Genomic DNA, 14,564 nt, shown 5'->3' with positions numbered 1-14,564 from the left:
ACCTGTCAATACCTTTTTTAATCTTTTTTGATTTTTATTTAATAAAAAAACTTGATGCTCTAACCTGTTCTAGAAAAACAGAAATAAAGTCATCAAGTTTGTTCATTACAAAATCGTATTATCTTGAAAATCTTTTAAGTGATTTTTTAAATCTTTAAGCATGGCTCTTCTTCCTTTAAAGCGCTCGTTGCTCATCAACCTCTGATAATTATCCAATCCAACATCATCAAGAGTTCTTTTATAATTGTCAATCGCTTCTCTGAAGGCAACTAACTCATCTAGAAACAACTCTTTTGATTTCAAACGATGACCAATCTCACTCACTTCTTCATAAGGCTGGCGGTCCAATTTGCGCTTTTGGCTTTCTTGTTTACGAATTTTATCATGTATATGATTCCTGAATTTTGTTTTGAAATAACGATAGAGTTTTTCCTCATCATTTTCAATTCCTTTTTCTTTAAGCAGAAGTTCGTATAAAACTAACATCCCTTCTTGCTCCCAATCACTATGTTCCCACAAATGAATATAATAGTCTTTCTTACACTTCCAAACTATCCATTTCACCTTCTCATAAGTAGTTCTAAAATCCATAGTTCCTCCTTAAATTTTACTTGGCTTAATTCTACTGTAAATAGAAAGCAAGATGGGCTCTTTCTTCTAAAAAGCATATTTTAGGAGCTCTTCTGACTCGAATAACTATTTTTAAGTCATTTCAGGCACATATTTAGTCATTTGGGAGGATTTATAGGAAGTCTGAAAGCAAGAAAAAAATCAAATGCTAACACATTTGATTTTTTAAACCTAGCTCCGCCAGTAGGACTCGAACCTACGACATCATGATTAACAGTCATGCGCTACTACCAACTGAGCTATGGCGGATTATATAGTCCGTACGGGATTCGAACCCGTGTTACCGCCGTGAAAAGGCGGTGTCTTAACCCCTTGACCAACGGACCATTTCTTGTCCTTCTGCAGAACATATTCCATTATATCAGCTTTTATTCCTTTGTCAATAACTATTTCAGAAAAAGAGAAAAAAGTTGGAATTTCTCCAACTTCTTCTACTCGGAACTTTTTTCTTCCATTTTCGTTTTAATTTCATCATAAGAAAGCGCATGAGCTTCTTTGTCTAATTCAAGTTCAGACTCTTCTGGCATTTTGCCAGTTTCATACAATGATTTAATCTGATTGCTATCCAAAGTTTCATATTTAAGAAGCGCTTTAGCAATCAATTTATGAGTTTCGCGATGGGACTGGATAATCTCTGCAGCTTTGTTACGAGCTTCATTAAGAAGTTCTCTTACCTCTTCGTCAATCTCATATGCAGTCTGTTCTGAAATTGATTTTTGAGGACTGGCTGCACCAAACATAGCATGATTGCCTTCGTATTGAACCGGACCAAGTTTTTCGCTCATTCCATATTCTGTTACCATACTGCGGGCCATCTGAGTTGCCTGTTCAAAGTCATTAGAAGCACCTGTTGTCTGCACATTAAAGATAATCTCTTCAGCCACACGGCCACCCATAAGACCAGCTAATTGTTCTTTCATATCTTCTTTAGATAGAAGCATTTGGTCTTCCTTAGGCAGGGCAATCATATAGCCACCAGCACGTCCACGAGGTACGATGGTTACCTTATGTACGACACGCGCATTTGACAATACCAAACCAACAATAGTATGTCCAGCTTCATGATAAGCAACCATTTGACGATCACGTTCAGACACCATCTTATCTTTCTTAGAAGGTCCTGCGATTACCCGATCTTCTGCTTCATCAATATCATCTGCATCAATGACTTTCTTGTTACGACGAGCAGCAACCAAAGCAGCTTCATTCAAGACATTTTCCAAATCAGCACCAACAAAACCTGGTGTCTGCTGAGCAACTAGTTTCAAATCAACATTTTTAGCCAGCGGCTTATTCTTAGCATGAACACGAAGAATAGCTTCCCGACCTTTAACATCAGGACGGCCGACCAAGACTTTTCTGTCAAAACGGCCAGCACGCAGCAAGGCTGGATCCAATACATCTGAACGGTTAGTAGCCGCAATGATAATGATTCCTTCATTGCCTTCGAAACCATCCATTTCAATCAAGAGCTGATTGAGGGTTTGCTCCCGCTCATCGTTACCACCGCCAAGACCAACACCACGCTGACGACCGACTGCATCGATTTCATCAATGAAGATAATGGCAGGGGCTGCTTTTTTCGCATCTTCAAACAAAGAACGGACACGGCTTGCTCCAACCCCAACAAACATTTCTACAAAGTCAGAACCTGAGATACTGAAGAAAGGAACTCCAGCTTCCCCAGCAACTGCTTTAGCAAGCAGGGTTTTACCAGTTCCTGGAGGGCCTTCTAGAAGGACACCGGCAGGAATACGAGCACCTAACTTGGTGTAGCGTTTCCGATCTTTCAAAAACTCAACGACTTCTACAAGTTCTTGTTTCTCTTCCTCGGCACCAGCTACATCTGAGAAACGAACCTTGATGTCTTCTTTGTTAGCAGCACGCGCTTTATTGCGACCAAAATTCATGGCACCGCGGGCACCACCGCCTCCACCTTGATTCATCATGGACATAAAGAAGAAGATGACAATTACAAAAGGAACGATGGAAGTGAGGATTGTAATCCACATTCCGCTTGAACTTTCACGCTTTATGCTGATTTCAGTGTTATGCTCAGAGGCTAATTTTTGTAAATCAGAAATTGTAATATCTGACGGTAAAATAATACTTGTGAATTTTTCTACTTTAGAAATGTTTGGAGTGAAAAATAAAATCCCTGTATCTTCTTTCGATTCCTGAGGTGTTTTGTAAGTACCTGAAATCTCAACGACGCTGCCATTTGGCTGGTAGCTCATCTCTGTGACATTATTTTCCTTAATTTCCTTCACTAATTCTGTGTAATTTATTTGCTGGCTGCGACCGCCAGTATCTCCTGAGAAGAAATACTGAAACCCTGTCACTAGGACAACAATAATCAGAATATAGAGAAATGGATTTTTTATAAAACCATTGTTTTGCTTATTTTTCATCTATTAATAGTAAACCTTTATTTTGTATAAACTTCTTCTTTCAAAATACCAATATATGGAATATTACGATAGTTCTCATTGTAATCTAATCCATATCCAACAACAAATTCATTTGGAATTGTGAAACATGTATAATCTGCATCAATTTCAACAACACGGCCTTCTGGTTTATCCAAAAGTGTAGCAATTTTTACTGATGCAGCATTTCTTTCCTTAAACAAATTGCATAGATTTTTTAAAGTCTGACCAGTATCAATAATATCCTCAACAAATAAAATATCACGTCCTGTGATATCTTGATCAATGTCTTTAATAACATTAATCACACCTGAGCTGGCAGTACCACCATGGTAGCTGGAGACCAACATAAAATCAAGCTCAATATGTGTGTCAATATGCTTGATTAGCTCAGCCATAAAAGGCACGGAACCTTTTAAAATTCCAACAAAAATTGGATTTTTACCTTGGTAGTCTTTGGTTAATTGCTGACCAAGCTTTTTTGCAGCATCCACGATTTCATCATGGGAAATCAATATTTTTTTGATATCTTGTTCTAGCATAATTTTACCCATCTATTTTCTGAATATAAAGTACAGTACTCATTATATCACTTTTTAATGCCTTACTCAAATCACTGATAGCAATATTTAAGATCGCTAAAATTTGATGATTTTGTTCCACTATTACAGATGAATTCCGTTCTTCAAAGGAAACTTTCTTATCAATAAAAAGACGACGAAGCTTCTTGTGATGACCATTCAGCAAAATACTGTCTCCCTCTTTTCGGAAACGGAGTGTCAGCGAAGTTTCACGCGAAACAAAAATTTTCTGGATATTTTCACCATTCAAAGGAATCCCAAATGAAAATCGATAATGCCCAAACTCAATCAGATTCTCAAATTCTAACAAAATTGAATCCATTTTTAAATCGGGCTTACGACTGATTTTTTTAATTTCAAAACGCTGGTAATCTTTAACAAGCTCATAGTCTTTTTTCAAAGTGTGCTGATAATTGGCCTTAGTCCGCAGGATGTTCAAAACCTCCTCAAACTGCTGCTTGCTCAGATTCATCCCAGGAAAATTTTCGAGATAGTTCTGCAATAGAAAACGTTGAACCTGGGGGATTTGCTGATGAAAGACTTGTACATTTTCTATATCTAAATCTCTGGTCAAGTGAGACAAAGCGGTCTGCCAATCTTCGATTTCCTTTCCCAGATACCGCAAAGAATCCTTAAATTGCGGATTTTCTTTTTCTAGATCCGGCAGATAAAGATTGCGAATTCGATTTCTGAGATAGTCATTTTGAAAATTACTGCTATCTTCAAAATGCTGAATATCTGGAAAGTCTGACTTATGAAAAGTAAACAAAGGACGAATCAGCTCCCCGCAAGCAAAAGACTGGACAGCTTTCATACCAGACAGATGGCGAAGTCTAGCTCCACGCAATAGCCGCATAAAAACAGTCTCAGCTTGGTCATCTGCGTGGTGGGCAGTTACCAAAGCTGTATAGTGTTCCTCTTGCATCACTTTCTCGAAAAAATCATAACGAAATTGCCGAGCAGCATTTTCTGAAAAATTACCAGAAAAACTTGATGTAAAAATCTTTACACCAAGCTGTTCCGCAATCTTTACTAATGCCTTTTCTTCTTGATCTGACTCTGGCCGCTGTTTGTGATTGACATGAGCAATCGCAAGCTCGATAGCTAGTTCTTTTTGAGAATCAATCAACAGCTGTAGCAACGTCATAGAATCCAGTCCACCTGATACAGCAACCAAAACTTTTTGATGGTCTTGGAAATACTTTTTCTCCTGCATTTTTTTAAGAAATTCTTGCTTAATCATTTCAGGACTCCATAGACATCGTCTGCTATCTGAGAAATGTTATCGTAGTTTGAATTATTAGTGAAAATGACAATGATAAAAGGAGAATCTGCATAGACAATCGCAGCATCATGCTTAAAATCATAGGCGTCGCCAATTTTATGAGCCACTTTAGCATCAATATTTTTAGAAATCCGCTGATTATCATAATTTGTCTGAGACAAGGCATCAATAATCATGCCATTTTGCTCATAGATAGCTTCCAAAACATTTCCAGCCATACGTGAAGATGCTTGTCTTTCTTCCACATCCCATTTCTTTCCAGCTATTTTGTTGATCGTCTGCTGAAAATTTTTATCAGATTGATTGGTCGCATAATAGCCTAAGATATTGTGGGCGACATTATCTGATTCTTTGGCCACTCGATTTATCAAATCCTGAACCGAATATTCCTTATCATCAGCTGACTTAGCAATGCTGCCACTTCCTTCTGGTTCGTAAGCACCAGAAAAATCATTAACTGCTCCAATATACTTGAACTTCTGATCTAACGAAAGTTTTTTCTGATTCAGCTGTTCCTGCACATAGTAAAGATAAGGCAGTTTTGTCACACTGGCCGAATACATCTCTTGATCTTGATTGATACCTGCTTCTTTGCCTGTGTCCAGCTGTTTGACATAGATAGAGTAGTCCGCCTTGTTGTACTTACTGCTCAGAATTTCTTGAACCTTGTCCATTCGATTATCAGTTTCATCCAGAAATTCCATAGAAACCCAGCCCTGTCCTTCAATCTGGGCATAAGTTCCTTTGACTGTCTGGACAATTTGGACAATGTTTACTTTTGTATATGGGGCTACCGTTGTATTGATTTTTTTAGCTCCGTTGATATTGGCTTTATCATAAAGAGTAAAGCCAGGTTTCAACCACATTTCTTGATGGATATCTTCGATTGACTGGACAGTATCTTCGTAAATTGTATTTTTATCCGCTGTCACAAACTGCCCATTTTTCAGCTTGAAAATCGGAACTCCTTCTTCATTTACATAAAATCCTGTTATCTGGATTGGCTGGTCTGGAACTAGCTTTCCAGCAGTCTTACTCAGAGTAGAATCTGTAAATGTAGGAGTTTCTTCATAAACATTAGGATTTGTCGGGATGCTATCATAATAGCGTCCATACGCAGTGCTTGTAAAATGATATTTTTCTTCCTCGTCTAACACGAAATCTTTTTCGGTACTAATAACTGTGATACTGCTAAATAAAGCTGGCAGCAAAAATATCAGTAACAAAAGCTTACGCATGTTTTCCCCTTTCCTTTTGATTTTCTTGAAGTTTCAAAGCTTGATTTTTTTCAGACAGTTCTTCCAATTTCTCATCTGAAAATTCCAAGAACTGCTCAATTGTTTTTAGTAAATCTTCCATAACTACTGTGGTAATAAATCTGGGATAGTATAAATGTACTCACCCTCTTTTGAAAAAGAGTATTTAGCGCGTGCATACTTAGCAGCATAGCTATCATCTTTTAACTTTGTTGCTATATCAGATTGATAGACCTTTTCTTCGCTGAGCGTCTGATATTTCTCCTTCAGTTTAGAATACTGTTCACGACGCTGCAGCAAGGTTTGATAACTCTGGTACAAATTATAGGTAGGTAGAATAAATAAGAGGATCACCAAAATCAGAACCCAGCCCATAAAACGGTTGCGTTTCCGCCGTTCCTGATCCACATATCTGCGGCGTTGATTTTCATCTTGTATAAAACGATTATTGAGTTGGACGATATTTTTAGGCATCTTCTTCTATCCTTGTTTCACTAACAATTTCGTACATTTTAGCTGCATCTTCTTTTTTAGTACTGTCTTTCATCTCCAGAACCTTTACAGTCAAGAGTTTATTACCAAAGCGTACTTCAACCAAGTCATCTACTTTCAAATCTGTTGAGCTCTTGGCCAAGATACCATTCACCTTTATCCGGCCCTTGTCAGCTACTTCTTTAGCCACTGGACGTCGCTTAATAATCCGTGACACTTTCAAATATTTATCTAATCTCATCCTATTACCTCATTTTCTCTTAATTTATTATTCTACCATTTTTTGAGAAAAATAGAGCTTAAAAAGCCAAACTTCACTGAATTGTAACCTTTATTCTGCCTTGCGTTGTTTAATTTCCAGCATCTTTTCTCCAAAATTAACCAGACCTTCTAAAATCTCATAATCTTTTTTGTTCCTCACATCAAAAATTACTTCAATCAAGCCATTTTTTTCACCAATTCGAGCCTTTAAATTCGTCATCGAAAGTGCTTCAAAATAGTCCTGCGTCAGATAAAGCTGCTGCGAAATTTTCTCAAAATGAATCATTACTGTATTCTGCTGGCGTTCCACTGACTTTACAAAAGCCTGATCTAAATAAGACTTAGCAAGTCCAATCTCCAACAGATAGGCTACAACATCAGGATACTCCCCAAAGCGATCAATCAATTCATCCTGTAGATTTTCATAGTTTACACGACTGTCAATCTCACGAATTCTCTTGTAAATTTCAATTTTCTGTCTTTCATCAGAAATATAGTCACTAGGCAGATAGGCATCAATCTGCAGATTAAGTTCTGCATTGCTTTTTTGACGCTTATTCTCTCTACCCTGCTTTTTAGCAATAGCTTCTTCTAGAAGCTGTGAGTACATCTCAAAACCAACAGAATCAATAAAGCCAGATTGCATACTTCCTAGGATATTGCCAGCCCCTCGAATAGACAAATCACGCATAGCAATCTTAAATCCAGAACCTAACTCTGTAAATCCTTTAATAGCCTCTAGACGCTTTTCAGAAACTTCTGTTAGAATCTTATCTGGTCTGTACATCAGATAAGCGTAAGCAATCCGATTACTGCGGCCAACTCGGCCACGAAGTTGATACAAGGTTGACAGCCCCATGTGGTCAGCATTTTCTACAAACAAAGTATTGGCATTGGGGATATCAACCCCAGTTTCAATAATGGTTGTAGTCACCAAAATATCGTATTCTCTATTGATGAAGTCCAGTAAAGTGTTTTCTAAACGAATCTCACTCATTTGACCATGAACATAGCCTATAGAAGCTTCTGGGATTAACTCTCTTAACTCTGAAACTTTCTGTTCAATTGTGTCAACCTTGTTGTAAAGATAGTAAACCTGTCCACCTCGGTCTATTTCACGTAAGACAGCTTCTCGAATTACTGTAGGATTGCTTTCTAAAACATAGGTCTGAACAGGATAGCGATTGGTAGGCGGGGTCTCAATGACTGACAAATCGCGAATCCCCAGCATAGACATATGAAGAGTTCGAGGAATAGGAGTTGCTGTCAAAGTTAAGACATCAACTTTCTTTTTCAATTCTTTTAATGTTTCCTTATGTTTAACTCCAAAACGCTGCTCCTCATCAATGATGATTAAACCTAAATCCGCAAATTCTACATCTTTTGATAAGAGTCGGTGGGTTCCGATGATAATATCAACTTGTCCCTTCTGCAGCTTCTCCAGAGTCTGTTTTTGTTCTGCTTTACTCCTGAAACGGCTGAGTACCTCGACATTAACCGCAAAATCATTAAAGCGTTCTTTAAAGTTAGTATAGTGCTGCTGGGCTAAAACCGTTGTTGGTACTAATACAGCCACCTGTTTATGATCGTTGACAGCCTTAAAAGCAGCCCGCATAGCTACTTCTGTTTTTCCAAAGCCTACATCACCAACTAAGAGCCGGTCCATCGGACGGCTGCTTTCCATATCCTTCTTCACTTCCTGAATACTTCTTAGCTGGTCCTCTGTTTCAACATAGGGAAAATCATTATCAAATTCCTCTTGGTTGGAATCATCCGCTGAGAAAGCAAAACCTTTTAGCTGGCTGCGTTCAGCATATAGTTTAATCAAATCATCCGCAATATCCTGAACCTGATGCTGAACTCTTTGCTTACTCTTCTGGAAACGACCGTCATTTAGCTTATTTACCTTAGGTGTTTTTCCATCGCTGGCAACATACTTTGATAGGAGATCAATCTGGTCAACTGGAATCGAAATACGATCAGAATTTTGATATTGAATCGTCAGATAATCACGGTGAACATCAGAAATTTCAATCGTTTCAATTCCCAGATAACGTCCTATCCCATGAATATTATGGACAACATAATCCCCTTTTTCTAACTCATTATAATCTTTCAGTCGTTCAGCATTGGAGATATTCTGACGCCGGATTTTTCGTTTTATTTTCTTGTGAATAATTTCGTACTCTGTAATAAGAACAATTTTCTCATCTACGAAATTAAAGCCTTGGACAAGATTTCCTTCTATAAGCTGAACTGCATTTTTGTGAATCTCAGCCTCTTTTATATAATCTAAATGAATATCATATTCCTGTAAATTTTTATGTAAACTTTGTAAACCTGCCGAAGAATTTGCTTGTAAGATTATTGTATAGCCAGATTTTTTATAACGATTAATTTCTTCTTTGAGTAAAGGGAACTGACTGAAAAATTCTTGCATTGGATGCTGATTAAATTGATACAAAGCATCAAATTTCAAATTTCCCAAACCTTTTTGAAAGCTTGAAAAGAAAGTTGCTGGTTTATATTGACGATAATCTTGGTACTTATCTGCAAAATATTTTTGACTTGACAAAGCTTTACAATTTTGTAAATCATCTATCAACAAACTAGCTGTTTCCAGTTCAAATTGAGCATGTCGATCCACAATTTTTTGAAAATCATCAAAAAACACAGGGCTATGAACAGGTAAATAGTCTAAAATAGTCCACTCTTTCTGATAAAAATAGGAAAGGAATTTACGAATATCTGCATGATGAAACTCCTCTTTGGCACTGATTAGTAACTCTTCTAAGTAAGATTTCAAAGCAGGATCAACAGTTTTTTCTAAAATAGCTTCCAGATTTTCTCGTCCTCGAGCATAATCTTTCTCAGAAAGCAGGATATCAGAAGCAGGTTTAATCAAAATACTTTCTATATTCTCAATTGAAGTTTGATTTTCTGGATTGAAAATCCGAATACCATCAATTTCATCGCCAAAAAACTCCAGTCGATAGGGAGAGTCTGCTGAGAGCTCAAAAATGTCTAAGATATCTCCTCTTAAACTATATTCTCCCTGACTTAAAACTTGAGATACCTTCTTGTATCCTGATTTTGACAACATCTTTACAAGATTATTTAGGTCATATTCTTGTCCAACTGTCAAATTTATGTTGATTGTTTTAAAATCAATGGGATCAGGCAAGAGTAATTTGCTAGCTGCGACATTAGTAACTAGAATTCCAGATTTTTGATGATCTATTAAAAAGTTCAGAGCGTCTAATCTGGAGAATATTTTTTCCTGTGACGCAAAAACAAATTCTGCTATAGGAGTATCATCTGCTAAGAAAGTATAGACCTTGTCTTCTCCCAACAAAGAAATCAAATCACTAGCCAAACGATCTGCTTCATTTTGACTAGAAGTCAGCACAAGGATTTTATCGGCTTCTTCTAATCCTGCTGCTATAGTAATCGCTTTTGTTGATGCAGACAATCCCATTATCAACTGTCTGCTACTTTTATGGAGATTTTTCTTCCAATCTGAAATTTGCTGGTTTTGACAAAATAAATCAATCAAGTTCATTTTATTATCCATTATACTTCTGCATTGCTTGTTCAAAATTGCCTGACTGTAAATAATAATTTACAGCATTGTCAACCTTATCAAGAGTATTCAGAATCATTATATAATCATCTTTATCAAATTTTCCTAGAACGTGGTGGACCACTGTCATGCCTTCTTTAGGACGGCCAATACCTATCTTTATCCGTTTAAACTCTTGGCTTCCAATGTGTTTGATAATAGATTTAATGCCGTTATGGCCGCCAGCTGAACCCTTGCTGCGCAAACGAATTTTACCAACTTCCATATCCAAATCATCATAAATGACCAATAAATCCTCTATATCTAAACCATAGTATGCCAGTAAAGCTTGAACAGCCTTTCCGCTCTCATTCATAAATGTAGTTGGTTTGACAAAATAAACTTTTTCACCATTCAGAAAAGTAGAGGCAATATCTGCTTGAAAGATTTTATCAGTTGTAAATTTTAAATCAAGATCTTTACAGATCTTGTCAACTAGCATAAAACCAACATTATGTTTGGTTTCATTATATTTTTCTCCTGGATTTCCCAGACCGACTATTAACTTTACCATTTTTCTCCTTTATAAAAGCCAAAAGGGCTGGAAAAAAATTTCCAACCTAGAATTTTTAGACTTTACAAATACTTTACACATTAAATCTAAATTCCATAATATCGCCATCTTGAACGATATATTCTTTTCCTTCTTCGCGCAAACGTCCAGCTTCTTTAACTGCTTTTTCGCTGCCATAGTGCACTAAGTCATCATAAGACATAGTGACTGCTCGAATAAAGCCTTTTTCAAAGTCTGAGTGAATAATGCCAGCTGCTTGCGGAGCTTTCATTCCACGCTTAAAGGTCCAAGCACGCACTTCCTTTTCACCAGCTGTAAAGTAGGTTCCAAGTCCCAACAGATGATAAGCTGCTCTGGTCAGTTTATCCACACCTGATTCTGTCAAGCCGATAGCTTCCAGAAATTCTGACTTATCTTCATCGTCCAATTCAGAAATCTCTTCCTCTGCACGCGCTGAGATGACAACAACTTCAGCATTTTCTGTAGCTGCAAATTCACGAATCTGCTTCACATAGTCAATATTATCTGGATCGGCCACCTCATCTTCACTGACATTGGCCACATAAAGCACAGGTTTAGTCGTTAAGAGAAAGAGTCCTTTGACAATTTTTTGCTCTTCTTCTGTGAATTCAATTGTGCGAACTGACAGACCATCTTCTAGGACAGGCTTAATTTTCTGTAAAACATTAAATTCTGCCACTGAATCCTTATCTTTTTGGGTCCGAGCCATCTTCTCTACACGCGCATAGCGTTTGTTAATACTTTCTAAGTCTGCTAAAATCAATTCTAAATTAATGGTCTCAATATCAGCCATCGGATCTACAAATTCAGACTCACGGCCCTGTTCCCGCATGACATTTTCATCATCAAAGGCACGTACTACGTGGACGATAGCATCTACTTCACGGATATTGGCCAAGAATTTATTCCCTAGTCCTTCTCCTTTTGAAGCACCTTTCACAATTCCAGCAATATCAGTAAATTCGAAGGTTGTTGGGACTTTCTTCTGTGGTTTGATGAGTTCTGTTAATTTATCCAGACGAGCATCCGGAACTTCTACCCGCCCGACATTTGGATCAATTGTCGCAAAAGGGTAATTAGCTGCTTCTGCACCTGCTTTTGTAATTGCATTAAATAAAGTTGACTTACCAACATTGGGTAAACCAACGATTCCTGCTGTCAAAGCCATTTTTATCTTCTCCATTCATCTTTTCAATCCAAACCATTATACCATAAATCCTTATCCTAAACAGCGGATTTAAGTTATTTTTTCTAGCTTTCTTTACAAAAATGTAAAATAAATTGAAGAAAAAAATGGTATAATATAGCTAATATTCTTATTAAAGGAGTCCCTAATGAAAAAGAATACTTTCAAAACACTTTTTCTTTCCTTCCTTGCGGTTTCCGCTTTGTTTGTTTTAGCTGCCTGCAGCAGTCCTAAAAAAGCTTATTTCCAGCTGATTGACCAAAATACTAAGCAAGATAGCCGCATCACTGTTGAATACAAAGGTGATGAGCTTCTTATAAACGAAACAAACAACACCTTCTACTATAAACCAGTTGGCTTGACAAAAGACACTGCTAAAGAGCAGACAGAAGCCTATGCTAAATCTATTGAGGGTATCAAAGGATTAACTCATAAAATCGAGTACAAAGATGATTATTTAACTGAAAAACTGACAATTGATTTCAGTAAAGCTGATATTGAAGAACTACAAAGTAAACAGCTTCTTCAAACATCTGGTAATCAAAAAGCAGATTATATCAGCTATAAAGAAACTGCTAAATTACTTGAAAAAGCAGGCTATAAAGAAGTTAAAGACGGTAAATTTGAAGATCTTAAATAAAAGCAAAATGGATAGGACTTAAAAAGTCCTATCCATTTTTGATTGAAAAATAAGAAAATCAAATCTAAATCTAATCTTCAGCAATGCAAATTAGTTTTCCACAATAGCATTTACGATGAGTTTTCGTCTAATCAATTATTTTCTTCATTTTTCTTTCAAAATCGTGACGACTCATCATTACAAGATGTTCACAATTGGTGCAACGAATTTTGATATCTGCACCAACCCTTGTGATTTCCCAGCGATTCGCCTTTTTTCCAGTCTCTTTCATGGTGCAGGCATGGGGCTTTTTCATTTCTACAAAATGACCAATTTCATACATTTTTTTCTCCTTTCAAGGAACTATCATAGTCCAGGAAGAAAACTTAAGCATCTATCATACTTTGTAAATGAAAAGAGCTTAGGACCAAGAATTAAAAATCTGTAACTTGGCCCACTGCTTTTCATCTTAATTAGTTCTGACAGGTGTAATCAGCTGAATAAAGTTTTCTTTGTCTTCACTCGGTACCAAGGTGAAAGGACGAACGGATGAGATAAAACTAATCGTTACTTTTTCACTGTCAATAGCCTTCAAAGCATCAATCAAATAAGTTGGATTAAAGCTAATAGTCAAATCTTCGCCAGTTACACTTTCTGTATCAATTTCTTCGTTAACACGGCCAACCTCTGGTGAATTTACATGGGCACTGACAATACCGCCTGCAATCTCCAGTTTAACTGTTCCATTCTGTGTAGCATTAGACAAGAGACGAGCGCGTTCCATAGCTGCACGTAAATCAGAAGTATTGAAAGTAAGGACACTCGTAAATTCAGTCGGAATCAAACGATCTGTATCTGGATAATTTCCTTCTAATAGGCGGGTATAGAAGCTAATATTTTCGCTTCTGAAAAGAATTTGATTGTTAGCAAAGAAAACCTCTACCGTTTTAATTTCATCGGTAAAAACAGCTGTAAATTCCCGTAAAGAGCGACTTGGAATAACTACGTCGAAATTATCTCCGTTTTTCTCCAGAGTAATTTTCTTTTGACTCATTCTGTGGGAGTCTGTCGCAACTGTTTTCAAAGAACGGTTATCTGTCAAAACAAAGTGAACACCAGTTAAAATTGGACGGCTTTCCTGAACACTGGCTGCAAAGGCTGTTTCGTTAATGACATCTTTGAGAATTTTTGTTTCAAGAACCAAGGGATTGCTGGCAGAAATTTCCTGGATTCGTGGATACTGGTCAGCGTCTTTTCCTTTCAGGGTAATCTCTGATTTGCCGCTAGTCAAGACGATTTGTTTTTGTTCAATTTCTTTAAAATCCAAAATAATATCTGGCAAGCTGGAAACAACATTAATAAAGAAAGTCGCTTCTAATAAAATTGAACCTGTTGAGTTGACAAGCAAGCCTGCATTTTCATTTTGAGTAGAAATAAAGTTTTCAATTGACACTTGGCCATTTGAGCCGATTAAGGTGATTCCTTCTTTGGTAACATCGATTTTTACAGTAGAAAGAATAGGAATTGCATTTTTATGGCTGATAGCCCTTTTAGTAGTATTTAACGCTTGTAAGAAGAGATTTTTATTAATAGAAAAATGAATCATGGGATCTCCTTTTTATTTATTTATGATTATAAGATTAATAGTAATAGTAGTTTGTGTGAATT

The 14,564-nt window shown here is 36.9% G+C and carries 14 protein-coding genes and 2 tRNA genes; 1 reads left to right on the top strand and 15 read right to left on the bottom strand.

What is annotated here, in order from left to right:
* Nucleotides 1–105: 105 nt before the first annotated feature.
* From O3621_RS10595 to ychF, 13 genes are all read right to left on the bottom strand, one after another.
* Entirely contained in the window at nt 106–591 is a 486-nt protein-coding gene (locus O3621_RS10595; RefSeq protein ID WP_002894314.1) for a sigma-70 family RNA polymerase sigma factor, read from the bottom strand.
* Between the two features lie 214 nt (nt 592–805).
* Nucleotides 806–879: transfer RNA gene (locus tag O3621_RS10590), tRNA-Asn, on the bottom strand.
* 5 nt (nt 880–884) lie between these two features.
* Nucleotides 885–956: transfer RNA gene (locus tag O3621_RS10585), tRNA-Glu, on the bottom strand.
* A gap of 105 nt (nt 957–1,061) precedes the next feature.
* Entirely contained in the window at nt 1,062–3,041 is a 1,980-nt protein-coding gene (gene ftsH / locus O3621_RS10580; RefSeq protein WP_048774183.1) for an ATP-dependent zinc metalloprotease FtsH, read from the bottom strand.
* Between the two features lie 17 nt (nt 3,042–3,058).
* Nucleotides 3,059–3,601: a hypoxanthine phosphoribosyltransferase gene (gene hpt / locus O3621_RS10575; protein WP_032908267.1), complete on the bottom strand. Its 543-nt coding sequence runs from the start codon at nt 3,599–3,601 to the stop codon at nt 3,059–3,061.
* Between the two features lie 4 nt (nt 3,602–3,605).
* Nucleotides 3,606–4,883, bottom strand: coding sequence for a tRNA lysidine(34) synthetase TilS (gene tilS / locus O3621_RS10570; protein WP_371514148.1), 1,278 nt, complete (start codon nt 4,881–4,883; stop codon nt 3,606–3,608).
* On the bottom strand, nt 4,880–6,163 hold the full coding sequence (locus O3621_RS10565; protein WP_371514147.1) for a serine hydrolase: 1,284 nt from the start codon (nt 6,161–6,163) through the stop codon (nt 4,880–4,882). Before O3621_RS10565 ends, tilS begins: the two co-directional genes overlap by 4 nt.
* Nucleotides 6,156–6,284 carry an SP_0009 family protein gene (locus O3621_RS10560; protein WP_002908371.1) on the bottom strand — a complete coding sequence of 43 codons (129 nt, stop codon included), beginning with the start codon at nt 6,282–6,284 and terminating at the stop codon, nt 6,156–6,158. Before O3621_RS10560 ends, O3621_RS10565 begins: the two co-directional genes overlap by 8 nt.
* A gap of 2 nt (nt 6,285–6,286) precedes the next feature.
* The gene (locus tag O3621_RS10555; protein ID WP_002894303.1) at nt 6,287–6,655 is read right to left on the bottom strand and encodes a septum formation initiator family protein; all 369 of its coding nucleotides are present in this window, start codon (nt 6,653–6,655) and stop codon (nt 6,287–6,289) included.
* Nucleotides 6,648–6,914: an RNA-binding S4 domain-containing protein gene (locus tag O3621_RS10550; RefSeq protein ID WP_002894302.1), complete on the bottom strand. Its 267-nt coding sequence runs from the start codon at nt 6,912–6,914 to the stop codon at nt 6,648–6,650. Before O3621_RS10550 ends, O3621_RS10555 begins: the two co-directional genes overlap by 8 nt.
* 90 nt (nt 6,915–7,004) lie before the next feature.
* Nucleotides 7,005–10,508: a transcription-repair coupling factor gene (gene mfd / locus O3621_RS10545; RefSeq protein ID WP_371514146.1), complete on the bottom strand. Its 3,504-nt coding sequence runs from the start codon at nt 10,506–10,508 to the stop codon at nt 7,005–7,007.
* A complete protein-coding gene (gene pth, locus O3621_RS10540; RefSeq protein ID WP_371514145.1) occupies nt 10,501–11,070 on the bottom strand; it encodes an aminoacyl-tRNA hydrolase in 570 nt (189 codons plus the stop codon). The genes mfd and pth overlap by 8 nt, the downstream gene beginning before the upstream one ends.
* Nucleotides 11,071–11,143: 73 nt before the next feature.
* The gene (gene ychF / locus O3621_RS10535) at nt 11,144–12,259 is read right to left on the bottom strand and encodes a redox-regulated ATPase YchF (RefSeq protein ID WP_371514144.1); all 1,116 of its coding nucleotides are present in this window, start codon (nt 12,257–12,259) and stop codon (nt 11,144–11,146) included.
* A 166-nt stretch (nt 12,260–12,425) separates the two neighbouring features.
* On the opposite strand from ychF, the gene O3621_RS10530 reads away from it, so the two are divergent.
* On the top strand, nt 12,426–12,917 hold the full coding sequence (locus O3621_RS10530) for a DUF1307 domain-containing protein (protein WP_002894297.1): 492 nt from the start codon (nt 12,426–12,428) through the stop codon (nt 12,915–12,917).
* 127 nt (nt 12,918–13,044) lie between these two features.
* Here the strand turns inward: O3621_RS10530 and O3621_RS10525 are convergent, their stop codons facing one another.
* A complete protein-coding gene (locus O3621_RS10525; RefSeq protein WP_314448167.1) occupies nt 13,045–13,239 on the bottom strand; it encodes a DUF951 domain-containing protein in 195 nt (64 codons plus the stop codon).
* A gap of 126 nt (nt 13,240–13,365) precedes the next feature.
* Complete coding sequence (gene dnaN, locus O3621_RS10520; RefSeq protein WP_314448164.1) at nt 13,366–14,502, bottom strand: DNA polymerase III subunit beta; 1,137 nt, start codon at nt 14,500–14,502, stop codon at nt 13,366–13,368.
* Between the last annotated feature and the right edge of the window lie 62 nt (nt 14,503–14,564).

It is taken from the genome of Streptococcus sp. 20925_1_22 (assembly GCF_041431685.1).
Taxonomy (GTDB): domain Bacteria; phylum Bacillota; class Bacilli; order Lactobacillales; family Streptococcaceae; genus Streptococcus.
This window is presented reverse-complemented; position numbering and strand designations above follow the sequence as displayed.